This window comes from Kitasatospora sp. NPDC048365, assembly GCF_043200835.1.
Lineage (GTDB): Bacteria > Actinomycetota > Actinomycetes > Streptomycetales > Streptomycetaceae > Kitasatospora > Kitasatospora terrestris.
The window spans coordinates 158,289-180,626 of record NZ_JBICYJ010000016.1 but is presented as its reverse complement, the minus strand read 5'-3'; the positions used below and the strand labels follow the sequence as shown (position 1 = coordinate 180,626).

24 protein-coding genes are annotated in these 22,338 nt (G+C 72.9%); 18 read left to right on the top strand and 6 right to left on the bottom strand.

Annotated elements, in window-relative coordinates; genetic code table 11:
• Positions 1–148 precede the first annotated feature (148 nt).
• From ACGFX4_RS18770 to ACGFX4_RS18760, 3 genes are read left to right on the top strand one after another with little or no spacing between them, the layout of a single operon-like run.
• Positions 149–1,090 carry a carbohydrate ABC transporter permease gene (locus ACGFX4_RS18770; protein WP_393075294.1) on the top strand — a complete coding sequence of 314 codons (942 nt, stop codon included), beginning with the start codon at positions 149–151 and terminating at the stop codon, positions 1,088–1,090.
• 5 nt (positions 1,091–1,095) lie between these two features.
• Positions 1,096–1,932, top strand: a complete 837-nt coding sequence (locus tag ACGFX4_RS18765; protein ID WP_393075319.1) for a carbohydrate ABC transporter permease — start codon at positions 1,096–1,098, stop codon at positions 1,930–1,932.
• 38 nt (positions 1,933–1,970) lie between these two features.
• Positions 1,971–3,389 carry a GH1 family beta-glucosidase gene (locus ACGFX4_RS18760; RefSeq protein WP_393075291.1) on the top strand — a complete coding sequence of 473 codons (1,419 nt, stop codon included), beginning with the start codon at positions 1,971–1,973 and terminating at the stop codon, positions 3,387–3,389.
• 67 nt (positions 3,390–3,456) lie between these two features.
• On the opposite strand, the gene rsgA is transcribed toward ACGFX4_RS18760, so the two are convergent.
• Together rsgA and ACGFX4_RS18750 are read right to left on the bottom strand one after the other, a co-directional pair.
• On the bottom strand, positions 3,457–4,539 hold the full coding sequence (rsgA, locus tag ACGFX4_RS18755; RefSeq protein ID WP_393075288.1) for a ribosome small subunit-dependent GTPase A: 1,083 nt from the start codon (positions 4,537–4,539) through the stop codon (positions 3,457–3,459).
• Between the two features lie 406 nt (positions 4,540–4,945).
• A complete protein-coding gene (locus tag ACGFX4_RS18750; protein WP_393075285.1) occupies positions 4,946–6,178 on the bottom strand; it encodes a YihY/virulence factor BrkB family protein in 1,233 nt (410 codons plus the stop codon).
• A gap of 172 nt (positions 6,179–6,350) precedes the next feature.
• Here ACGFX4_RS18750 and ACGFX4_RS18745 point away from each other — a divergent pair, with 172 nt between their 5' ends.
• The 11 genes from ACGFX4_RS18745 to ACGFX4_RS18695 all read left to right on the top strand — a co-directional run bounded on the left by ACGFX4_RS18745 (position 6,351) and on the right by ACGFX4_RS18695 (position 16,025).
• Positions 6,351–6,434: a putative leader peptide gene (locus ACGFX4_RS18745; protein WP_310593185.1), complete on the top strand. Its 84-nt coding sequence runs from the start codon at positions 6,351–6,353 to the stop codon at positions 6,432–6,434.
• Positions 6,435–6,620: 186 nt separating this feature from the next.
• On the top strand, positions 6,621–8,342 hold the full coding sequence (locus tag ACGFX4_RS18740; protein WP_393075282.1) for a nitrite/sulfite reductase: 1,722 nt from the start codon (positions 6,621–6,623) through the stop codon (positions 8,340–8,342).
• Complete coding sequence (locus ACGFX4_RS18735) at positions 8,339–8,506, top strand: hypothetical protein (protein ID WP_345696473.1); 168 nt, start codon at positions 8,339–8,341, stop codon at positions 8,504–8,506. The genes ACGFX4_RS18740 and ACGFX4_RS18735 overlap by 4 nt, the downstream gene beginning before the upstream one ends.
• Complete coding sequence (locus ACGFX4_RS18730; protein WP_393075279.1) at positions 8,499–9,188, top strand: phosphoadenylyl-sulfate reductase; 690 nt, start codon at positions 8,499–8,501, stop codon at positions 9,186–9,188. The genes ACGFX4_RS18735 and ACGFX4_RS18730 overlap by 8 nt, the downstream gene beginning before the upstream one ends.
• A gap of 50 nt (positions 9,189–9,238) precedes the next feature.
• Complete coding sequence (cysC, locus tag ACGFX4_RS18725; protein ID WP_393075316.1) at positions 9,239–9,820, top strand: adenylyl-sulfate kinase; 582 nt, start codon at positions 9,239–9,241, stop codon at positions 9,818–9,820.
• A complete protein-coding gene (gene cysD, locus ACGFX4_RS18720; RefSeq protein WP_393075276.1) occupies positions 9,817–10,755 on the top strand; it encodes a sulfate adenylyltransferase subunit CysD in 939 nt (312 codons plus the stop codon). The genes cysC and cysD overlap by 4 nt, the downstream gene beginning before the upstream one ends.
• Before the next feature lie 2 nt (positions 10,756–10,757).
• Positions 10,758–12,077, top strand: a complete 1,320-nt coding sequence (locus tag ACGFX4_RS18715) for a sulfate adenylyltransferase subunit 1 (RefSeq protein WP_393075274.1) — start codon at positions 10,758–10,760, stop codon at positions 12,075–12,077.
• A 216-nt stretch (positions 12,078–12,293) separates the two neighbouring features.
• The gene (locus tag ACGFX4_RS18710; RefSeq protein ID WP_393075271.1) at positions 12,294–13,442 is read left to right on the top strand and encodes an aliphatic sulfonate ABC transporter substrate-binding protein; all 1,149 of its coding nucleotides are present in this window, start codon (positions 12,294–12,296) and stop codon (positions 13,440–13,442) included.
• A gap of 129 nt (positions 13,443–13,571) precedes the next feature.
• On the top strand, positions 13,572–14,378 hold the full coding sequence (locus ACGFX4_RS18705) for an ABC transporter ATP-binding protein (RefSeq protein WP_393075268.1): 807 nt from the start codon (positions 13,572–13,574) through the stop codon (positions 14,376–14,378).
• Positions 14,362–15,276 (top strand): ABC transporter permease, encoded by a 915-nt coding sequence (locus ACGFX4_RS18700; protein WP_393075265.1) that lies wholly within the window; start codon positions 14,362–14,364, stop codon positions 15,274–15,276. Before ACGFX4_RS18705 ends, ACGFX4_RS18700 begins: the two co-directional genes overlap by 17 nt.
• Entirely contained in the window at positions 15,273–16,025 is a 753-nt protein-coding gene (locus ACGFX4_RS18695; RefSeq protein WP_393075262.1) for a sirohydrochlorin chelatase, read from the top strand. The genes ACGFX4_RS18700 and ACGFX4_RS18695 overlap by 4 nt, the downstream gene beginning before the upstream one ends.
• Positions 16,026–16,032: 7 nt before the next feature.
• On the opposite strand, the gene ACGFX4_RS18690 is transcribed toward ACGFX4_RS18695, so the two are convergent.
• From ACGFX4_RS18690 to ACGFX4_RS18680, 3 genes are read right to left on the bottom strand one after another with little or no spacing between them, the layout of a single operon-like run.
• A complete protein-coding gene (locus ACGFX4_RS18690; protein WP_393075259.1) occupies positions 16,033–16,614 on the bottom strand; it encodes a Uma2 family endonuclease in 582 nt (193 codons plus the stop codon).
• A 60-nt stretch (positions 16,615–16,674) separates the two neighbouring features.
• Positions 16,675–17,142 carry a hypothetical protein gene (locus ACGFX4_RS18685; protein ID WP_393075256.1) on the bottom strand — a complete coding sequence of 156 codons (468 nt, stop codon included), beginning with the start codon at positions 17,140–17,142 and terminating at the stop codon, positions 16,675–16,677.
• A gap of 1 nt (position 17,143) precedes the next feature.
• The gene (locus ACGFX4_RS18680; RefSeq protein ID WP_393075253.1) at positions 17,144–17,596 is read right to left on the bottom strand and encodes a MarR family winged helix-turn-helix transcriptional regulator; all 453 of its coding nucleotides are present in this window, start codon (positions 17,594–17,596) and stop codon (positions 17,144–17,146) included.
• A gap of 147 nt (positions 17,597–17,743) precedes the next feature.
• On the opposite strand from ACGFX4_RS18680, the gene ACGFX4_RS18675 reads away from it, so the two are divergent.
• From ACGFX4_RS18675 to ACGFX4_RS18665, 3 genes are read left to right on the top strand one after another with little or no spacing between them, the layout of a single operon-like run.
• Complete coding sequence (locus ACGFX4_RS18675; RefSeq protein WP_393075250.1) at positions 17,744–18,937, top strand: MFS transporter; 1,194 nt, start codon at positions 17,744–17,746, stop codon at positions 18,935–18,937.
• 31 nt (positions 18,938–18,968) lie between these two features.
• Positions 18,969–19,337: a nuclear transport factor 2 family protein gene (locus ACGFX4_RS18670; protein WP_393075247.1), complete on the top strand. Its 369-nt coding sequence runs from the start codon at positions 18,969–18,971 to the stop codon at positions 19,335–19,337.
• 11 nt (positions 19,338–19,348) lie between these two features.
• Positions 19,349–20,170 carry an aldo/keto reductase gene (locus ACGFX4_RS18665; RefSeq protein ID WP_393075244.1) on the top strand — a complete coding sequence of 274 codons (822 nt, stop codon included), beginning with the start codon at positions 19,349–19,351 and terminating at the stop codon, positions 20,168–20,170.
• Positions 20,171–20,232: 62 nt separating this feature from the next.
• Here ACGFX4_RS18665 and ACGFX4_RS18660 read toward each other — a convergent pair whose 3' ends face one another.
• Complete coding sequence (locus ACGFX4_RS18660; RefSeq protein WP_393075241.1) at positions 20,233–21,279, bottom strand: hypothetical protein; 1,047 nt, start codon at positions 21,277–21,279, stop codon at positions 20,233–20,235.
• Between the two features lie 143 nt (positions 21,280–21,422).
• Between ACGFX4_RS18660 and ACGFX4_RS18655 the strand changes: the two genes are divergently transcribed.
• The gene (locus tag ACGFX4_RS18655; protein WP_393075238.1) at positions 21,423–22,322 is read left to right on the top strand and encodes a helix-turn-helix transcriptional regulator; all 900 of its coding nucleotides are present in this window, start codon (positions 21,423–21,425) and stop codon (positions 22,320–22,322) included.
• Positions 22,323–22,338: the final 16 nt, after the last annotated feature.

Sequence of the window (22,338 nt, the reverse complement as noted above, 5' to 3'; positions counted from 1 at the left end):
GGTGCCCCCCCCCCCCCCCCCCCCCCCCGCCGCGGGGGGCCCCCCCCCCCCCCAAACCCCCCCCCCCCCCCCCCCCCGGCCCGCGCGGGGGGGGGGGCGGGGGGGGGCCCCCCCGCCCCCCCCCCCCGCCCGTCGAAGGATCCCACTCATGGCCACCACCTCCGCCGCCCGGCTGCCGGCCGCCGGCACCGCCCCGGCCCGGCGCGCCCGCACCGGGCGGATCGCCCCGTACGGCTTCGTCGCGCCGTTCTTCGTCCTGTTCGCCGCCTTCGGCCTCTTCCCGCTGCTGTACACCGCGTACGTCTCGCTGCACCGGGTCGAGCTGCAGACCTCCGACCGGATGGACTGGCTGGGCCTGCAGAACTACACCCGGCTGCTGGAAGACCCGTTCTTCTGGAACGCGCTGCGCAACACCTTCACCATCGGCGTGCTCTCCACCGTGCCGCAGCTGCTGATGGCCCTCGGCCTGGCCCACCTGCTCAACTACAAGCTGCGCGGCCGGAGCTTCTTCCGGGTCGCCATGCTGCTGCCCTACGCCACCTCGGTCGCCGCCGCGACCCTGGTCTTCGCCCAGCTGTTCGGCCGGGACTACGGCCTGATCAACTGGGTGCTGAGCAGCGTCGGGCTCAACCCGGTGGACTGGCAGGCCGACACCTGGGCCTCCCAGATCGGCGTGTCCACCGTCGTCACCTGGCGCTGGACCGGCTACAACGCGCTGATCTACCTGGCCGGCATGCAGGCCATCCCCGGCGAGCTGTACGAGTCGGCGGCCGTCGACGGCGCCTCCCGCTGGCAGCAGTTCCGCCACGTCACGATCCCCGGGCTGCGGCCGACCATCGTCTTCACCGTGGTCGTCTCCACCATCGGCGCCACCCAGCTCTTCGGCGAACCGCTGCTCTACGAGGGCAACGCGGGCGGCGGCATCTCGCACCAGTACCAGACCCTCGGCCTCTACCTCTACGAGCAGGGCTGGAGCTTCTTCCACCTCGGCCGGGCCGCCGCCGTCGCCTGGGTGATGTTCCTGCTGATCGTGCTGCTCGCCCTGCTCAACGCGGCCATCGCCGCCCGGCGCAACCGTACGGACCGGTGACCCCCATGCGACTCGCCAAGCGCTCCCCCCTCCAGGGCGGCCCGCTCGCCTACGCGGTCCTCGCCGCCGCGACGCTGATCTCGGCCTTCCCCTTCTACTGGACCCTGGTCGCCGCCAGCCGCTCCAACGCCGAGCTGAGCTCGGCGACCCCGGCGCTCACCCCCGGCCCCAACCTCTTCCACAACCTGGGCGAGGCGCTGCAGCAGGCCGCGATCGGCACCGCGCTGCTCAACTCGCTGATCGTCTCCGCCACCGTCACCGCCGGTGTGGTGCTCTCCTCCACGCTGGCCGGCTTCGCCTTCGCCAAGCTGCGCTTCCGCGGCCGGGGCCTGCTGCTCGCGGTGACCGTCGGCACCATGATGATCCCGCCGCAGCTGGGCGTGATCCCGCTGTTCATGGTGATCGTCAAGCTCGACCTGCAGAACAAGCTGCCCGCGGTGATCCTGCCCGCGCTGGTCTCCGCGTTCGGCGTGTTCTTCATGCGCCAGTACCTGGTGCAGGCCCTGCCGGACGAGCTGATCGAGGCCGGCCGGGTGGACGGCGCCTCGCTGCTGCGGATCTTCCGCTCGATCGTGCTGCCGGTGGCCCGGCCCGGCATGGCCGTGCTCGGCATGCTGACCTTCATGGCCACCTGGAACGACTTCTTCTGGCCGATCGTGGCCCTCAGCTCGCAGAACCCGACCGTCCAGGTCGCCCTGAAGTCCCTCGGCCAGGGCTACGTCCCGGACCAGTCGATCATCATGGCCGGCACCCTGCTCGGCACCCTGCCGGTGCTGCTGGTCTTCGCCCTGCTCGGCCGCCAGATCGTCGGCGGCATCATGCAGGGCGCCGTCAAGGGTTGAGCCCTCCGCCCTGGCAACCTACATCCATGGAAGGCGACATGAGCGTCGAAGCACTGCCCGCACCGGTCCGCACCGGATTCCCGCCCGGATTCGTCTGGGGCGCGGCCACCGCCGCGTACCAGATCGAGGGCGCCGCCGCCGAGGGCGGCCGGACCCCGTCCATCTGGGACACCTTCAGCCGCGTCCCGGGCGCCGTGCGCAACGGCGACACCGGGGACATCGCGGTCGACCACTACCACCGCTGGCGCGACGACCTCGCGCTGATGGCCGACCTCGGCCTCGGCGCCTACCGGTTCTCGCTCGCCTGGCCGCGGATCCAGCCCGGCGGGCGCGGCCCGGCCAACGAGGCCGGCCTGGAGTTCTACGACCGGCTGGTGGACGGCCTGCTGGAGCACGGCATCACCCCGGTCGCCACCCTCTACCACTGGGACCTGCCGCAGGAGCTGGAGGACGCCGGCGGCTGGCCCGAGCGCGACACCGCGTACCGCTTCGCCGAGTACGCCGCGATCGCCGCCCGCCGGCTCGGCGACCGGATCTCCACCTGGACCACCTTCAACGAGCCGTGGTGCAGCGCCTTCCTCGGCTACGGCAACGGCGTGCACGCCCCCGGCCGCAAGGACCCGGTCGACGCGCTCACCGCCCACCACCACCTGCTGCTCGCGCACGGCCTCGGCACCGCCGCGCTGCGCGCCGAGCTGCCGGCCGCCGCCCAGGTGTCGCTCACCCTCAACCTGGCCGCGGTCCGCCCGCTCACCGACGCCCCCGGCGACCTGGACGCGGCCCGCCGGATCGACGGCCTGGCCAACCGGATCTTCCTCGACCCGGTCTTCCACGGCCGCTACCCGGCGGACGTGCTCGCCGACACCGCGCACCTGACCGACTGGTCCTTCGTCCACGACGGCGACCTGGCCGAGATCTCCCGGCCGATCGACTCGCTCGGCATCAACTACTACACGCCGACCGTGGTCGCCGCCGACCCGACCGGCAGCGCGCCGCGCCAGGACGGCCACCAGGGCGACTCCCCGTGGCCCGCCGACCGGGGCATCCGCTTCCTGCCGGCCGCGGGCAGCCGCACCGCCATGGACTGGCCGGTGGACGCCGACGGCCTGTACGAGCTGCTGGTCCGGCTGCGCGACGACCTGCCCGGCCTGCCGCTGCTGGTCACCGAGAACGGCGCCGCGTACGAGGACTACTGCGACCCCAGCGGCGACGTGCACGACCCGGAGCGGGTGGCGTACCTGCGCGGACACCTCGGAGCGGTCCGCCGGGCGATCGAGGAGGGCGCCCCGGTGAAGGGGTACTTCCTCTGGTCGCTGCTGGACAACTTCGAGTGGGCGTACGGCTACAGCAAGCGCTTCGGCATCGTGCACGTCGACTTCGCCAGCCAGCGGCGCACCCCGAAGGACAGCGCCCGCTGGTACGCGCAGGTGATGCGGACCGGCGAACTGCCCGACTGAGGCGCCCCCAGGACGACGGCGCGGCCGATCCGGGACCTGACCCCGGAGCGGCCGCGCCGTCCCGCGCTCACTTCCTGACCGGCAGACCGCGCACCGACCTGGTGAGCGTCTTCCACTTCTTCGCCCGCTCCGCGGCCAGCCGCGCGTCGGTGCGCGAGGCGATCCACTCGTTCTCCCGCTGGAGCTTCAGGAAGCTCTCCCAGCGGCGCTCGGGCAGCGTGCCGTCGGCCAGCGCGGCCCGGACCGCGCAGCCCGGCTCGGTACGGTGCGAGCAGTCGTCGAACCGGCACTCCCCCGCCAGCTCGTCGATCTCGGCGAACGCCTGGCCCAGGCCCTCGCCACCGTAGAGGCCGACACCGCGCAGACCCGGGGTGTCGATCACCACGCCGCCGCCGGGCAGCGGGATCAGCTCGCGGGTGGTGGTGGTGTGCCGGCCCTTCTCGTCGACCGAGCGGGTCTGCTGGACCAGCATCGCCTCGGCGCCCGCGAGCGCGTTGGTGAGCGTGGACTTGCCCGCGCCGGACTGGCCGATCAGGGCGGTGGACCCGCCGACGCAGGCGCGCAGCACGTCCAGGCCCTCGCCGGTCTCGGCGCTGACCACCAGCACGGTCGCGCCGGGGGCGACCGCCTCCACGTCCTCGCGGATGAACTCGGCGTCGTTGACCAGGTCGGCCTTGGTCAGCGCGACCACCGGGTGGGCGCCGGACTCCCAGGCCAGCGCCAGGAAGCGCTCGACCCGGCCCAGGTCGGGCTCGGCCGCCAGCGAGACCGCGATCAGCACGGTGTCGATGTTGGCCGCCAGCACCTGGCCGTCGGACCGCTTGGCGGCCGACTTGCGGATGATCGCGGTGGTGCGGGGCAGCACAGCCGCCAGTGCCGGCATCGGCTGTGCGGCCAGGTCGACGGCCGCCCAGTCGCCGGTGCAGGGGTTCTCCACCGTCTCGGCGCCGGTCACCGGGCGGGTGTCGGCGCGCACCGTGCGGAGCTCGCCGGTGTCGGGGTCGAGCAGCACGATGTCGCACTGCCCGCGGTCGATCCGGGCGATCCGGCCCGGGGTGAGGCCCGCCTCGGCGAGGTGGGCGAACTGCTCGTCCCGCTCGCCGTTCCAGCCGAGGCCGGACAGCGGGTGGGCGAAGGTGTGCGGAAGCAACGGGGTGGGACCCTTCGAGGAGGGTGGCCCCGGCCGGGCGGTGCCGCTACGGGCCCGCCGAAAGAAGAGTGTGTGAGGTCAGCCGGAGACCACGGAAGTGGGGCGTACGGACTTCTGGACGCGAACCGCGCCCGTCGCAACGACGGTCATCACAGTCCTCACCTCCCGGCTCAACGGGGCCTGCACAGGCCTTCCACGGCACCGTAGCGAACCGGCCCCCCCCGGGGGCCCCCCGGTTTTTGGGGGGGGGGCGCGGGGGGGGGGGGGGGGGGGGGGGGGGGGCCGGGGGGGGGGGGCCGGGGGGGCCCGCGCCCGGCCCCCCCCCCCCCCCGCCGCGCCCCCCCCCCCCCCCCCCCCCCCCCCCCCCCCCCCCCCGGTTCCGCGTCGGTACGGGGTCGGTGCGGCGTCAGTACGGCCGGTCGGAGTCCGGCGGCGGGGGCTGGCGGCGCTCGGTGCCGCGGCCGCCGAGGCGGCCGCGCAGGTCGCGGTGCGGCAGGAAGTCGGCCCAGCGCTCGGGGTACTCGGAGGGCGGCATGCCGTCGTCCTCGTCGTCCTCCCCGTAGTACTCCTCCTCGACGCCCTCGGCGAGCCCGAGCTCGCGGGTGCGCAGGGCACGTTCGACGGCGCGCCGGGCGGCGGCCTCGCGGACCAGGTACTCGGCGGCCTCCTCCTCGGCACGCTCGTTCTCGGCCCGGGCGTCGGCGGTCTCCACGGTCGGCCAGCGGCGGTCTATGGCGGCGTTCATCGCGGCGCCGATCAGGACAGCGAGCGCGACCACGCCGATCCACAGCAGGACCGCGACCGGCGCGGCGAGCTGGCCGTACACGCTCTTGCCCTCGATCGAGCTGACCAGGTAGAGGCGGAGCAGCACGCTGCACACCACCAGCACCACCAGGGCGACCATGGCGCCGGGGATGTCCTCGCGCCAGGGCGTGGAGACCGGGACGGCCACGTGGTAGAGGGTGGTGAGGAAGACGATCAGCAGCAGGATGGCGGTCGGCCAGTAGAGGGCGCTGACCAGTCCGGCGGAGTCGGGCAGGGTGTGGACGACCAGGCCGGGGCCGGCCAGCAGCAGCGGCAGCACCAGCGAGCCGATCACCAGGGCGCCGAGGTAGAGGCCCAGCGACATCATCCGGGTCTTGACGATGCCGCGCTTGCCGTCGAGGCCGTACATCACGGTGATGGTGTCGATGAAGATGTAGAGCGCCCTGGAGCCGGACCAGAGGGAGAGCAGGAAACCGATCGAGATCAGGTCGGGGCGGCCGCCGTTGAAGACGCTGTGCAGCAGCGGCTTGACCACCTGCTCGATGGAGCTCGGTGAGAGGACCGTCCCGGATGCCGAGATGATGTCCTGTTCGAGCTTGTCGATGGTGCCGGCGCCGAGGATGTCGTCGAGGTAGCCGAGGGTGCCGGCGAGGCAGAGCAGCAGCGGCGGGATGGACAGCAGCGTGAAGAACGCGGCCTCGGCGGCGAGGCCGGTCACCCGGTACTCGACACAGGTGTTGGTGGTGTCCTTGACCAGCGACCAGACCGTCCGGTACCAGGTGTTCCGCTTCGCGGCACGGCGGCGGCCGCCCCGGCGGCGGCCGGCGCGGACCGGGGTGTCCTGGGGGTGCGGGGTACCGCCTGCTGCTTGCACGCCCCTACGGTACTGGCCCGGGGTGTCCGTACCGCGCGCACGCACACGCGCGCTGCCACCGGGGACCGCGCCGGCGTGCCGGTTCCGATTCGCGTCTCGCATTTCGAAACTTCCGGGTCCAGAATGCGGACGTTAGTGGACCGCGAGTCGCTCCCCGTGCGAATCTCTTGCCATGCCTAGCGCCGGAACCACCCTAGTAGGTCGACTGCACGTCGATCTCCTTCGCGTGTCCAGCGCCATCTGTCCGGTGACCTGAGCCCCACCCCGCCGCCACCACCGCACCCGGCGCCACCTTCTCGCCCATCCCCGCCGACGCGGATGCGCGGGCGCCCTCCGGCCTCGGTCACTGTTCACCGGATCTGCCGAAACCCGCAGATCAGAGCAGTCCTTGCCCGGGGATGCCAGCACCCCGCACCAGCCAAGCTGCTCTAAGGACGACACCATGGCCACCACTCCCGAAACGGTCGAGCCCCAGGACGGCGGCGCTCCCGCGCCCCGCCCCGCCGCCCGCAAGGTGACCCGCCACCGCGGCGAGGGCCAGTGGGGCATGGGGCACTTCACCCCGCTGAACGCCAACGAGCAGTTCAAGAAGGACGACGACGGTCTCAATGTGCGGACACGCATTGAGACGATCTACGCGCACCGCGGCTTCGACTCGATCGACCCGGCGGACCTGCGCGGCCGGATGCGCTGGTGGGGTCTGTACACCCAGCGCAAGGAGGGCATCGACGGCGGCAAGACCGCGATCCTCGAGCCGCACGAGCTGGACGCCGAGTTCTTCATGCTCCGGGTGCGCATCGACGGCGGCCGGCTGACCGTGGCTCAGCTCAAGGCGATCTCCGAGGTCTCCGAGGAGTACGCCCGCGGCACCGCCGACCTGACCGACCGCCAGAACGTCCAGTACCACTGGATCCGGATCGAGGACGTCCCGGCGATCTGGCAGAAGCTGGAGGCCGTCGGCCTGTCGACCACCGAGGCGTGCGGCGACACCCCGCGCGTCATCCTCGGCTCGCCGGTGGCCGGCATCGCCGAGGACGAGATCATCGACGGCACGCCCGCCATCGAGGAGATCCAGCGCCGCTTCATCGGCAACAAGGACTTCTCCAACCTGCCGCGCAAGTTCAAGTCGGCGGTCTCCGGCTCGCCGCTGCTGGACGTGGCCCACGAGATCAACGACGTCGCCTTCGTCGGCGTGAACCACCCGGAGCACGGCCCCGGCTTCGACCTCTGGGTCGGCGGCGGCCTGTCCACCAACCCCAAGCTGGGTGTGCGGCTGGGCGCCTGGGTCCCGCTGGAGGACGTCGCGGACGTCTACGGCGGCGTGATCGGCATCTTCCGCGACTACGGCTACCGCCGCCTGCGCAACCGCGCCCGGTTGAAGTTCCTGGTCGCCGACTGGGGCACCGAGAAGTTCCGCCAGGTGCTGGAGGACGAGTACCTGCAGCGCAAGCTGGTCGACGGCCCGGCGCCCGAGCAGCCCACCGGCCAGTGGCGCGACCACGTCGGCGTGCACAAGCAGAACGACGGCAAGTTCTACGTCGGCTTCGCGCCGCGCGTCGGCCGGGTCTCCGGCAAGGTCCTCGGCCAGATCGCCGAGCTCGCCGCCGCCCACGGCTCGGACCGCCTGCGCACCACCGCCGAGCAGAAGATGCTCGTCCTCGACATCGCCGAGGACCAGGTCGAGTCGCTGGTGGCCGGCCTGGAGGCGCTGGACCTGCGGGTCACCCCGTCGCCGTTCCGCCGCGGCACGATGGCCTGCACCGGCATCGAGTACTGCAAGCTGGCGATCGTCGAGACCAAGGAGCGCGGCCGCACCCTGATCGACGAGCTGGAGCGCCGCCTGCCGGAGTTCTCCGAGCCGCTGACCATCAACATCAACGGCTGCCCGAACGCCTGCGCCCGCATCCAGGTCGCCGACATCGGCCTCAAGGGCCAGCTGGTCACCGACGAGAACGGCGAGCAGGTCGAGGGGTACCAGGTGCACCTCGGCGGCGCGCTCGGCCTGGAGGCCGGCTTCGGCCGCAAGGTCCGCGGCCTCAAGGTCACCAGCGCCGGCCTGCCGGACTACGTCGAGCGCGTGCTCGGCCGCTACCAGGCCGACCGCACCGAGGGCGAGCGCTTCGCCCAGTGGGCGGCCCGGGCCAGCGAGGAGCAGCTGTCGTGAGCGAGCGCGCGGCGCCCTTCCACTGCCCGTACTGCGGGGACGAGGACCTGCGGCCCTCCGAGGCCGGGCACGGCGCCTGGGAGTGCCACTCCTGCCGCCGGGCCTTCCAGCTGAAGTTCCTCGGCCTGCTGTCGACCGCCAACGGGGGAAACACCGATGACTGACTACGAGGCACTGGCCACCGCGGCCGGCCGCGACCTGGAGGACGCCTCCGCGCAGGAGATCCTGCAGTGGGCGGCCGACCACTTCGGCAAGCGCTTCTGCGTCACCTCCTCGATGGAGGACGCGGTGGTCGCCCACCTGGCCTCCACGGTGCTGCCCGGCGTGGACGTGGTGTTCCTGGACACCGGCTACCACTTCGCGGAGACCATCGGCACCCGGGACGCGGTGGCGGCGACCATGAAGGTCAACGTCATCACGCTCACCCCGAAGCTCACCGTGGCCGAGCAGGACGCCCAGTACGGGCCGAACCTGCACGACCGCGACCCGGACCAGTGCTGCGCGCTGCGCAAGGTCGAGCCGCTGAACCGCGGTCTCGGCGGCTACGACGCCTGGGCCACCGGGCTGCGCCGCGACGAGTCGCCGTCCCGCGCCAACACCCCGGTGGTGTCCTGGGACCCGAAGCGCCGCAAGGTGAAGCTGGCCCCGATCGCCCGCTGGACCCAGGACGACGTGGACGCCTACGTCCAGGCCAACGGGGTGCTGCTCAACCCGCTGCTGTGGGAGGGCTACACCTCGATCGGCTGCTCGCCGCTGTCCTGCACCGCCAAGCCCGGCGAGGGCGAGGACGGCCGGGCCGGCCGCTGGGCCGGCTCGGGCAAGACCGAGTGCGGCATCCACCTCTGATCCCCCTTCACGAACACCTAGGAGAAGTCACCGTGAGCACAGCCACCACCCTGGCGACCGGCGGAGCCGCAGAGGCGGCCGCCCCGGCCGCCGCCTGCGAGCGCGGCGCCACCGTGTGGCTGACCGGGCTGCCCAGCGCGGGCAAGACCACCCTCGCCTTCGCCCTCGCCGAGCGCCTGCGCGCCGAGGGCCACAAGGTCGAGGTGCTCGACGGCGACGAGATCCGCGAGTTCCTCTCCAAGGGCCTCGGTTTCACCCGCGAGGACCGGCACACCAACGTCACCCGGATCGGCTTCGTCGCCGAGAAGCTGGCGGCCAACGGTGTGAAGGTGCTGGCCCCGGTGATCGCCCCGTTCGCCGACTCCCGCGCCGCGGTGCGCGAGCGGCACCTGGCCAACGGCACCGACTTCCTGGAGATCCACGTCGCCACCCCGGTCGAGCTGTGCTCGGAGCGCGACGTCAAGGGCCTGTACGCCAAGCAGGCCGCCGGTGAGATCTCCGGTCTCACCGGGGTGGACGACCCGTACGAGGCCCCGGAGGACCCGGAGCTCCGCATCCAGACGCAGGGCCGAACGGTTGCCGAGTCCGCAGCCGATCTGCACGCCTTCCTGACCGAGAGGGGCCTCGCATGACCACCGCCACCCGGAGCCTCGTCGAGACCGGCGAGAACCCTTACGCGCTGTCGCACCTGGACGCCCTCGAGGCCGAGTCGGTGCACATCTTCCGCGAGGTGGCGGGCGAGTTCGAGCGGCCGGTGATCCTGTTCTCCGGCGGCAAGGACTCCATCGTCATGCTGCACCTGGCGCTGAAGGCCTTCGCCCCGGCGGCGATCCCCTTCTCGCTGCTGCACGTCGACACCGGCCACAACTTCCCCGAGGTCCTCGAGTACCGCGACCGCACGGCCGCGCAGCACAACCTGCGGCTGCACGTCGCCTCGGTGCAGGACTTCATCGACCGCGGCCTGCTGCGCGAGCGCCCGGACGGCACCCGCAACCCGCTGCAGACCGTGCCGCTGCTGGACGCCATCGAGTCCAACAAGTTCGACGCGGTCTTCGGCGGCGGCCGCCGCGACGAGGAGAAGGCCCGTGCCAAGGAGCGCGTCTTCTCCCTGCGCGACGAGTTCGGCGCCTGGGACCCGCGGCGCCAGCGGCCCGAGCTGTGGTCGCTGTACAACGGCCGGCACGCGGTCGGCGAGCACGTGCGTGTCTTCCCGCTCTCCAACTGGACCGAGCTGGACGTCTGGCAGTACATCGAGCGCGAGAACATCGAGCTCCCGGAGATCTACTACGCCCACGAGCGCGACGTGTTCAAGCGCGACGGGATGTGGCTGACCGCCGGCGAGTGGGGCGGCCCCAAGGAGCACGAGACGGTCGAGAAGCGGCTGATCCGCTACCGCACCGTCGGCGACATGTCCTGCACCGGCGCCGTCGACTCGGACGCCGCCACCATCGCGGACGTGATCACCGAGATCGCCGCCAGCCGCCTCACCGAACGTGGCGCCACCCGAGCGGACGACAAGATGTCCGAGGCCGCCATGGAAGACCGCAAGCGCGAGGGGTACTTCTAAGCATGAGCACCACCATCGAGACCAGCGCCACCTCGCTGCTCCGCTTCGCCACCGCCGGCTCCGTCGACGACGGCAAGTCCACCCTGGTCGGCCGGCTGCTGCACGACTCCAAGTCGGTCCTGACGGACCAGCTGGAGGCCGTCGAGCACGCCTCCCGCCGCCGCGGCCAGGAGGCGCCCGACCTGGCGCTGCTCACCGACGGCCTGCGGGCCGAGCGCGAGCAGGGCATCACCATCGACGTGGCGTACCGCTACTTCGCCACCGCGCGGCGCCGGTTCATCCTCGCCGACACCCCCGGGCACGTGCAGTACACCCGGAACATGGTGACCGGCGCGTCCACCGCCGAGCTGGCCGTCGTCCTGGTCGACGCCCGCAACGGCGTGGTCGAGCAGACCCGCCGGCACGCGGCCGTCGCCGCGCTGCTGCGCGTCCCGCACGTGGTCCTCGCGGTCAACAAGATGGACCTGGTGGAGTACGCGGAGCCGGTCTTCGCCGCCATCGCCGAGGAGTTCACCGCGTACGCCGCCTCGCTGGGCGTCAAGGACGTGGTGGCCGTCCCGATCTCGGCCCTGGCCGGCGACAACGTGGTCGAGCCGTCCGCCCACATGGACTGGTACGGCGGCCCGACCCTGCTGGAGCACCTGGAGACCGTCCCGGTCGGCACCGACCCGAGCGTCGAGCCGGCCCGCTTCCCGGTCCAGTACGTGATCCGCCCGCAGACCGAGGAGAACCCCGACTACCGCGGCTACGCGGGCCAGTTGGCCTCCGGCGTGCTGCGGGTCGGCGACACCGTCACGGTGCTGCCCTCCGGCCACACCAGCACGGTCGCCGGGATCGACGCGCTCGGCGCGGAGACGGACATCGCCTGGGCCCCCCAGTCGGTCACCGTCCGGCTCGCCGACGACATCGACATCTCCCGCGGCGACCTGATCGCGGCCGGCCCGGCCCCCGTCCCCACCAAGGACATCGAGGCCACCGTCTGCCACCTGAACGAGCGTCCGCTGACCGTCGGGGCGAAGGTGCTGCTCAAGCACACCACCCGCACGGTGCGCGCGCTGGTCAAGGAGATCTCGTACCGGATCGACATCGACACCCTCGAACAGCGCTCCGGCGCCGAGGGGTTGAACGTCAACGACATCGGCCACGTGGTGCTGCGCACCGCCGAGCCGCTGGCGCTGGACGACTACACCGACAACCGCCGGACCGGATCGTTCCTGCTGATCGACCCGGCCGACGGCACCACCCTCACCGCCGGCATGGCGGGCGAGGCGTTCGACACCGTCAGCACCAACGACGCTCCCCACGAGGAGGACTGGGTCTGATGCCCAGCGAGGCGTTCTCGGGCATGAACAAGGAAGGCGGCCGCGTCGGCAGCGGCGCCCTCGGCAGTGGCGAGGGCGGCCTGTCCCGATGTGGGTCCTGCCAGGGGCACTGATCCCCTGGCACCGGGCCCGGACCTTCCCACAGCAGGCGCCGGCCCGGCGCGACCCACGCACGACAGGCCACCCATCCCTACGTTCATGAACGGGACACCTCTCATGGCACCGAGCACCGAGTCCAGCCATACCCCGAACCGCCCGAACGCCGGTCGGATCAGACGCGCCGCCGCCGTCACCGCGGCCGTGATCACCGCCGCCGGCCTGCTCTCGGCCTGCAGCTACGGCTCGAAGAGCACCGACAAGGCCTCCGCCGCCCCGGCCGCGTCCGCCGGTGGTGCCAAGCTCTCCGCCGACACGGTGAAGATCGGCTACTTCGCCAACCTGACCCACGGCACCGCCCTGGTCGGCCTGCAGCAGGGCCTGTTCCAGAAGGAGCTCGGCTCCACCCAGATCAAGACCCAGGTCTTCAACGCCGGCCCGGCCGAGATCGAGGCGCTGAACGCCGGCTCGATCGACATCGGCTGGATCGGCCCCTCGCCGGCGATCAACGGCTTCACCAAGTCCGAGGGCAAGTCCCTGAAGATCATCGGCGGTTCGGCCTCCGGCGGCGTCAAGCTGGTGGTCAACCCGGACAAGATCAAGACGGTCGACGACCTCAAGGGCAAGAAGATCGCCACCCCGCAGCTGGGCAACACCCAGGACGTGGCGCTGCTCAACTACCTGGCGGGCAAGGGCTGGAAGGTCGACGCCCAGTCCGGCGCCGGCGACGTCAGCGTGGTCCGTACCGACAACAAGGTCACCCCGGACGCGTACAAGTCCGGCTCGATCGACGGCGCCTGGGTGCCCGAGCCGACCGCCTCCAAGCTGGTCACCCTCGGCGCCAAGGTCCTGCTGAACGAGAAGGACGTCTGGCCCGACAAGAAGTTCGTGATCACCAACATCATCGTCTCGCAGAAGTTCCTCAACGAGCACCCGGACGTGGTGGAGGCCGTGCTGCGCGGCTCGGTGAACACCAACGCCTTCATCAAGGCCAACCCGGACCAGGCCAAGGCCGCCGCCAACGCCCAGATCAAGACCGACGCGGGCAGCGCCCTGGACGCCGCGGTCCTCGACCCGGCCTGGGCCGACATCGACTTCCTGGACGACCCGCTGGCCGGCACCCTGCAGGCCGAGGCCGACCACGCGGTGACCGCCGGACTGCTCAAGAAGCCGACCCTGGCCGGGATCTACGACCTGAACCCGCTCAACAAGGTGCTCAAGGAGAAGGGTCAGCCGGCCGTCGCCGACGCCGGTCTCGGCGCCAAGTGACCCGACCCCTCCCGTAGCTCCGCGGTCCGCGCCCCGCCCCGTGCCCCTCGATGCCCACCCACCGGGCCGGGGCGGGGCCGGACCCCGGCTCCCAGCCGCCCACCGCCAGACTCCACGCAGGAGGTGCCCATGACCACGGCACTGACCACCTCGGCAGCCGCCCCCGCCGTCGAGACCCCGGACAGCGAGTACGCCGTCCGGCTCTCGCACGTGCACAAGACCTTCGGCCGTCCCGGCACCGCAGCCCCGGTGCTGGACGACATCAGCCTCGACGTCGCGCCCGGCGAGTTCGTCACGCTGCTCGGCGCATCGGGCTGCGGCAAGTCCACCCTGCTCAACCTGGTGGCCGGCCTCGACCGGCCGACCGCCGGCACCATCGAGGTGCCCGGCGCCCGCCCCGCCCTGATGTTCCAGGACCACGCGCTGTTCCCCTGGCTGAGCGCGGGCAAGAACATCGAACTCGCCCTGCGCCTGGCCGGCGTGCCCAAGGCCGAGCGCCAGTCCGAGGCCGAGCGCCTGCTGGAGCTGGTCCGGCTCGGCGGCTCGTACAAGAAGCGGGTGCACGAGCTGTCCGGCGGCATGCGCCAGCGCGTCGCGCTGGCCCGCTCGCTCGCCCAGGGCTCCAACGTGCTGCTGATGGACGAGCCGTTCGCCGCGCTCGACGCCATCACCCGCGACGTGCTGCACGACGAGATCACCCGGATCTGGGCCGAGCGCAAGCTCACCGTCCTGTTCGTCACCCACAACGTGCGCGAGGCCGTCCGGCTCGCCCAGCGCGTCATTCTGCTCTCCTCCCGGCCCGGCCGGATCGCCAAGGAGTGGCGGATCGACCTGCCGCAGCCGCGCCGCATCGAGTCCGCGGGCGTCGCGGATCTGTCCATCGAGATCACCGAGCACCTGCGTGGGGAGATCCGCCGCCATGTCCAGCAGCCCTGACACCACCCTGGTCAAGGACCAGGACCAGCAGCCGGAGACCTCCGACTCCGCGTCCGTCGAGGCCGGCCTCGACGCCCTGGAGACCTACCAGGCCCAGCGCACCCCGATCGGCCAGGTGCTCCGCCAGAAGGTGCTGCCGCCGATCCTCGGCATCGCCCTGGTGCTCGCCCTCTGGCAGCTCGCCTACAGCCTCCACCTGACCAGCGAGTACAAGCTGCCCAGCCCCGCCGACGTGTTCGGCGCCCTCCAGGACCTCTGGTACCAGGGCACGCTGTTCTCGATCATCTGGACCAGCGTCTGGCGCGGCCTGTCCGGCTTCGCGCTGTCCGTCGTCATCGGCACCCCGCTCGGCCTGCTGGTCGCCCAGGTCAAGCCGATCCGGGCCGCCGTCGGCCCGGTGCTCGCCGGCCTGCAGGCACTGCCCTCGGTCGCCTGGGTCCCCGCCGCGGTCATCTGGCTCGGCATCAACGACTCCGCGATGTACGCCGTCATCCTGCTCGGTGCCGTCCCGTCCATCGCCAACGGCCTGATCTCCGGCATCGACCAGGTCCCGCCGCTCTACCTGCGGGCCGGCAAGACCCTCGGCGCCACCGGCCTGCGCGGTGCCCGCCACATCCTGCTGCCCGCCGCCCTCCCCGGCTACCTGGCCGGCCTCAAGCAGGGCTGGGCCTTCTCCTGGCGCTCCCTGATGGCCGCCGAACTCATCGCCTCCTCCCCCGACCTGGGCCTCGGCCTCGGCCGGTACCTGGAGAACCAGCGCGAGTTCTCCGACATGTCGGGCGTGCTGCTCGGCATCGTCCTGATCCTCTTCGTCGGTGTCGCCATCGACCTGCTGTTCTTCTCCCCGATCGAGCGGCGCGTCCTGCGCAGCCGCGGACTGCTGGTGAGCACCCGATGACCCGCCGCCCCGAGGGGGCCGCCGCCCCCTCGGGGCCCACCCTCCTCCTCATCGCCCACGGCAGCCGCGACCCCCGGCACGCCGCCACCGTCGACCGGCTCGTCCACGCCGTCCGCGCCCTGCGCCCCGGCCTCGACGTCGCCACCGCCTACCTGGACCACTGCGCCCCGCGCATCCCCCAGGTCCTCGGCCGGCTCGACTCCGCGGTGGCCGTACCGCTCCTGCTGAGCCGCGCCTACCACGCCAAGCACGACATCCCCGCCGCGCTGCGCGCCGCCGGTGCCACCCTCCCGGTCGCCGACGTGCTCGGCCCCTCGCCCCTGCTGCTCGACGCCCTCGACCGGCGCCTCGCCGAAGCCGGCCTCGACGTCCGCTCCCCCGCCGTCCGCGCCCGCACCGGCGTGGTCCTCGCCTCCGCCGGGTCCTCCGACCCCGCCGCGAACGCCGCCACCCGCGCCGTCGCCGCCCGCTGGCAGGCCACCCGCGGCTGGGCCGCCATCGAACTCGCCCACGCCTCCACCGGCGGCCCCACCGTCCAGGAGGCGATCGCCGCCCTGCGGGCCCGCGGCGCGACCCGCACCGCCGTCGCCCCGTACATGCTCGCCCCGGGCCTGCTCCCCGACCGCATCACCGCCGCCGCCACCGACGCCGACCTGGTCGCCGACGTCCTCGGCGCCGCCCCGGAGCTCGCCCACCTCCTCCTGGCCCGCTACGACGCCGCGACCCTCACCGCCGCCCTCGCCGCCTGACCCGACGTCACAGCCACCGCTGCGGGTCCGTCAGATCGATGTCGATCGGGAACGGCAGATCGAGGGCCAGCCGCTTCCGGTGGATCCCCACCGGCGCGTACGCCCCGGTCGCCCCGTCACGCTCGAAAACGTGCACCGCGAGCTCCCCGCTCTCGTTCTCCACCCGCCAGAAGTGCGGGAACCCGGCGCCCGCGTACTTCCGCGGCTTCACCTCACGGTCCCTGGCCTCCGAGTCCGGCGACACCACCTCGACCGCGAGCAGGACGTCCGTCGGCTGGAAGGTGGTCTGACGGGCGTCGGCCGCCGCCGCGCGCGGCACCACGCAGAGGTCCGGCTCCGGACGATCGCGCCTACCCAGGGTGACCGTCATCTCCCGGATCACCGCCAGCTCCGGCGGCTTGGCCTGGAGCAGGCCGAAGTGGAGAAGGTTGATCGCGTAGAGGTGGAAGAGGGACTGCGGACTCACGAAAACCAGGCTCCCGTCGAGCAGCTCCGTGTGCGGAGGCAGATTCGGAAGCCGGTCGAGGTCGTCTGCGGTCCAGCCGCCCTCCGGCGGTACGGGCCAAGTGGGCTCAGGTGCGACGGTCATCAGTGCTCCCATGGGCCGGAGTCTTGCAGCTCCTTCAGCCTACCCAGGGCGATCCGGCGATCACTCGGCCTCACGAGTGACGGCCTCGCGGAAGCGGGTGTCGAGGTCGGCCACGGCCGTCGCGTGGTGGGCCGGGGGGCGGGCCCAGTGCCAGGCGGCGGCTGCGCAGGTGCGCTGGTGGGGGGTGCCGTGTTCGAGGAGGGTGAGCAGGGCTTCCATGGTGCGGCGGTGGCCGATCGCGGCGAGCAGCGCGCGGGTGAGCCAGCTCGGCGAGGTGGGGTCGTCGTCGGCGGCCAGGGCCTGGACGACGAGGTCGGCGTGGCGCGCGGTGAGGGCGCGGTCGGCTTCGAGGGCGCGGTAGGCGGTCTGCCGCTTGTGGCCGATGCGGTGGTGGCGGGCGTAGCCGGGTGCCTGGGCGTCGAGGCGGGCGACGCGCTCGTCGGGCTGCTCGTGGTGTTCGAGGCCGAGGGCGGCGAGCAGCGCGTCGAGCGCCGCCTCCTGGGCGGCGTGCCGTTCGTCCTGCCGCATCTCAGGCCTTCACCGACTCCACGGCGCTGACCAGCGGGGCGAGTTCGGGGTTCTTGGCGGCTTCGTCGAGTGCTTCGCGCAGTGCCGTGTCGTTGGTGGGCCGGGCCGCGGCGAGGAGGTCGAGGCCGGCCTGGCTGACGTCGGTGTAGATGCCGCGGCGGTCGGTGGGGCAGAGGTAGCGGGCGAGCAGGCCGCGGTCCTCCAGGCGGGTGACCAGGCGGGTGGTGGCGCTCTGGCTGAGCACGACCGCGTCGGCGACCTGCTTCATCTGGAGGTGTCCGCCGATGCCGTCGTGTTGGCGGCTGAGCACTTCGAGCAGCGAGTACTCGCGGACGCTGAGGTCGTGCTTGGCCTGCAGGGCCCGCTCGATGTGCGCGTCGATCCGTCCGTGCAGCACGTAGAGGGCGGCCCAGCCGCTGGCGAGGGCGGTCAGCGCGGGGTCGGTGGCGGTCATGGGCCCGGTCTCCTTCCGAGGGCTTGCGAGGACGACGGTCTCCAGGATACCCGCATCCGAAGATTGCCAGCGTTTGCATATACAGAGCGTCTGCAACTATTGTCGAAGCACGTAAGACGCACAAGCAATCGCATGGAGGGTGGCGTCATGCCTCTCGCGCTCCTCGCCCTGGCCATCGGGGCCTTCGGGATCGGAACCACCGAGTTCGTGGTGATGGGCCTGCTGCCGCAGATCGCCGGTGATTTCGGGGTGTCGATCCCCACCGCCGGCCTGCTGGTCACCGGGTACGCGATCGGCGTCGTGCTCGGCGCGCCACTGATGACGGCGCTCGGCACCCGGATGAACCGCCGGACCATGCTGATGCTGCTGATGGGCCTGTTCACGGTCGGCAACCTGCTGTCCGCGGTGGCGCCGGGCTTCGGCCTGATGCTGGCGGGCCGGGTCGTCGCCTCGCTGGCGCACGGCGCGTTCTTCGGCATCGGCGCGGTGGTCGCCGCCGACCTGGTGGCGCCGGACCGGAAGGCCGGTGCGATCGCCACCATGTTCACCGGCCTGACCGTCGCCAACATCGTCGGCGTCCCGCTCGGCACCTTCATCGGCCAGGCGGTCGGCTGGCGGGCCACCTTCGCCGCGGTCGCCGCGCTGGGCGTGGTCGGACTGCTGGGCATCGCCCGGCTGGTCCCCCAGCTGCCGCGCCCCGAGGGCACCCGGCTGCGCCGCGAGCTGGCCGCGTTCCGCAACGTCCAGGTGGTCCTGGCGATGGCGATGACGGTGCTCGGCTTCGGCGGGGTGTTCGCCGCGATCACCTACATCGCCCCGATGATGACCAATGCGGCGGGCTACTCGGAGGGCGCGGTGACCTGGCTGCTGGTGCTGTTCGGCGTCGGCATGTTCCTCGGCAACCTGCTGGGCGGCCGCTTCGCCGACCGCCGGCTGATGCCGATGCTGTACGTGACGCTCGGCGGCCTGTCCGTGGTGCTCGCCGTGTTCACCTTCACCGCGCACAGCAAGGTGCCGGCCGCCGTCACGATCCTGCTGGTCGGCGCGCTGGGCTTCGCCACCGTCCCGCCGCTGCAGAAGCGCGTCCTGGACCAGGCGCACGGCGCCCCCACCCTGGCGTCCGCGGTCAACATCGGCGCCTTCAACCTCGGCAACGCGCTGGCCGCCTGGCTCGGCGGCCTGGTGATCACCGCGGGCCTCGGCTACACCGCCCCGAACTGGGTCGGCGCCCTGCTCGCCGCGTCCGCCCTGGTCCTCGCGCTCTGGTCGGCCGCCCTGGAGCGCCGCACCCCGGCCCGCGCACCGCTCGCCGCCCCCACCGCCGTCCCCGTCCACCACTGATCCGCCGCACCGCCGCACCCGAGGACCCGCCATGACCACCAGAACCCCGCAGGACGTCTTCGCCGACCACGGCCGCCGGCTGGCCACCGCCGACCTCGACCTGATCGCCGGGAACTACACCGAGGACGCCGTCCTGATCACCCCCGCCGGGACGTACGCCGGCCACGACGGGGTCCGGGAGGTCATCGGGCAGCTGCTCGCCGACCTCCCGGACGCCGAATGGCAGCTGACCCCGCAGTTCGCCGGCGACCTGCTGTTCCTCCGGTGGACCGCCGTCACCGGCAGCCACCGGGTGACCGACGGCACCGACACCTTCGTCTTCCGCGACGGACGGATCAGCGCCCAGACCGTCCGCTACCACCTCACCGACCGCACCGACCTCACCGACCGCACCGCGTAAGGAAAACCGCCATGACCGTCCCCACCGTGAAGCTCAACAACGGTGTCGAGATCCCCCAGCTCGGCTTCGGTGTCTTCCAGGTCCCCGACGAGGAGACCACCGCCGCCGTGGCCGCCGCCCTGGAGGCCGGCTACCGCAGCATCGACACCGCCGCCGTCTACGGCAACGAGGCCGGGGTCGGCCGGGCCCTCGCCGACTCCGGCGTGGCCCGCGAGGAGCTGTTCGTCACCACCAAGGTGTGGAACGCCGACCAGGGGTACGACGCCACCCTGCGGGCCTTCGACGCCGGCCTCGACAGGCTCGGCCTCGACCACGTCGACCTGTACCTGATCCACTGGCCCACCCCGGCCCGGGACCTGTACCTGGACACCTGGCGGGCCCTGGAGAAGCTCGCCGCCGACGGGCGGATCCGCGCCGCCGGCGTCTCCAACTTCCAGCCCGCACACCTGCAGCGGGTGCTGGACAGCAGCGACCTCGTCCCGGCCGTCAACCAGGTCGAGCTCCACCCGGGCCTGCCCCAGTCCGAACTGCGCGCGTTCCACGCCCGGCACGGCATCGCCACCGAGGCGTGGAGCCCGCTCGCCCAGGGCGCCGTCCTCGCCGACCCGGCGATCACCGCGATCGCCGCCCGCACCGGCAAGTCGCCCGCCCAGGTGGTCCTGCGCTGGCACCTGGAGCTCGGCAACATCGTGATCCCGAAGTCGGTCACCCCGGCCCGGATCCGGCAGAACCTGGACGTCTTCGACTTCCGGCTGACCGAGCAGGACCTGGCGGCGATCGCCGCCGGCGACCGCGAGCTGCGCACCGGCCCGCACCCGGACCAGTTCAACTGACACCCCGCTCCGACCCGGCGCAGGGGCCGCACCCGGTGGGTGCGGCCCCTGCGCCGCTTGCCTCAGCCCACCCGACGGAGCGTGAACTCGTCCACCGGGGTGCCCGCGAACAGCAGGTCGAGCCGCCCGGACAGCTGGTACACGCTGCCGCCGGGGCCGGGGGTGAGCACGGTGGTCGCCGCGTCCGGCGTCGGCCGGACGGCAGTCAGCCGGGCGGTCCGCCAGCCGTCGGCGGAGCGCAGCTCGACCCGGGACTCGGCGCCGCTGCCGCCCAGGTGGTTGGTGATGCCCAGCAGCGTGCCGTCCGGCCGGGAGAGCAGCCCGTCCAGGCCGAGCAGCCGGCCGCCGTCCCCGGCCACGGGGATCCGCGACAGCCGCTCGGGGCCGGCGATCGGCACCCGCCACAGCGTGCCGTCGTCGTACTTGCCGATCACCAGCGTCCCGCCGCTGCGGACGATGCCGTTCAGCCCGAAGGCACCGGGCTGCGGGGCCAGCCGGTCGTCCCGGACCAGGACGGACGCCGTCCCGCCCGGCGCCACCCGGTAGACGAACGGCGCGAAGGAGTCGGTGACGTACACCGTCCCGTCCGGGCCGACCACCAGGTCGTTGGCCAGGTGCTCGCCGCCGTCGGCGGCCACCGCGGCCAGGTCGGTGTAGAACAGCCGGCGCCCCGTCGCCAGGTCGTACGCGCCGATCCCGGCCACCCGGTGGGTGGTGGCCGCGCTCGACCGCAGGCCCGCCCCGGTGTCGCCGTTGGCGACCAGGATCCGGCCGCGCCCGGCGTCCACGTGCACCCCGACCACGGTGACCAGCGCCGGGTCGTCCACCAGCACCGCCGTCGAGCCGTCCGGCCGGACGGCGGCCACCGTGCCGTGCCGCATCGAGCCGACCAGGAACCGGTGGTGCACCGGGTCCCAGCCCGCCCCCTCGGGGTGCAGCGAGTCCCCGTGCCCCACCAGCACCGCCGGGTACCGCCCGGCCTGCGCCGCTGCCTGTGCCACTGCCCACGACGCCGGCTGCCCCGCCGCCCCGGCGGGCGCCGCGCCCGTGCCCAGCACGGCCGCCACCGCCGCCGCGACCAGTGCCGTCCGAACCGTCCTCGTCCTCATCCGCCCCTGCTCCTTCGTGCGTTCCTCGCTGACGTCCACCACTCTTCCGGCGGGCCGCGGCGGGCGGCAGTGCGTGTCGATGCTGGTAGCCGGAGTGACAGGCAACGGGCGGATACTGGTGGTCGGACCGAGAGGGGGGTCGTATGAGTGACGAGGAGTTCCGGCGGCAGGCGCTGTCGAGCTTCCTGCGGGCGCGGCGCGCGGCGGTGACGCCGGAACAGGTCGGCCTGGCGCCCGGGGTGCGGCGGCGGACGCCGGGGCTGCGCCGGGAGGAACTGGCGCTGCTGGCCGGGGTCGGGGTGACCTGGTACACCTGGCTGGAGCAGGGCCGGGAGATCAACCCCTCGCCGGAGGTGCTGACTTCACTGGCGCGGACGCTGCGGCTGGACCGCGCCGAGACCGACTACCTGTTCCGGCTGGCCGGCAGCGCACCGCGCCCGGCCCCGCCGGACCGCGTCCCGCAGGTGCCGGCCGCACTGCTGCGGATGGTGCAGGCGCAGTCGCCCGCCCCGGCGTTCGTGATGGACGCCGACTGGGACCTGCGGGCGTGGAACCCGCCCGCCGAGGCGCTGCTGGAGTTCTCCCGCTTCGCCCCCGCCGACCGGAACCTGGCCTGGGTGATCTTCGCCAACGAGCGCAGCCGCGCCCGGACCGTCGACTGGGAGCGGCACGCCCGCCGCACCCTGGCCGAGCTGCGGGCGGCGTACGGCGAGCGCGGCGGCGACGGCGCCCCGGAGGCCGAGCCACTGGCGGCGCTGATCCGCCGGCTGCGGGCCGCCTTCCCGGAGGCCGACCGCTGGCTGGACGAGCACCGGGTGAGCGAACGCGCGGGCACCGAGAAGGAGTTGGACCACGAGACGGTCGGCCGGCTGAACCTCGACCAGGTGGTGCTGCGCGCCCCGGACGGGCTCCAGCTAGTGGTGATCTCCCCGCGCGACCGGGAGACCACCGAACGGCTGCGCGCCCTCGTCCCGGCCGCCGACGCCGCCGACGCCGCCGCGACTGCGGCCCGGACCGGAACCGCCGCCGAGCCGGTCCGCTGAACGGCGACGGGCCGCC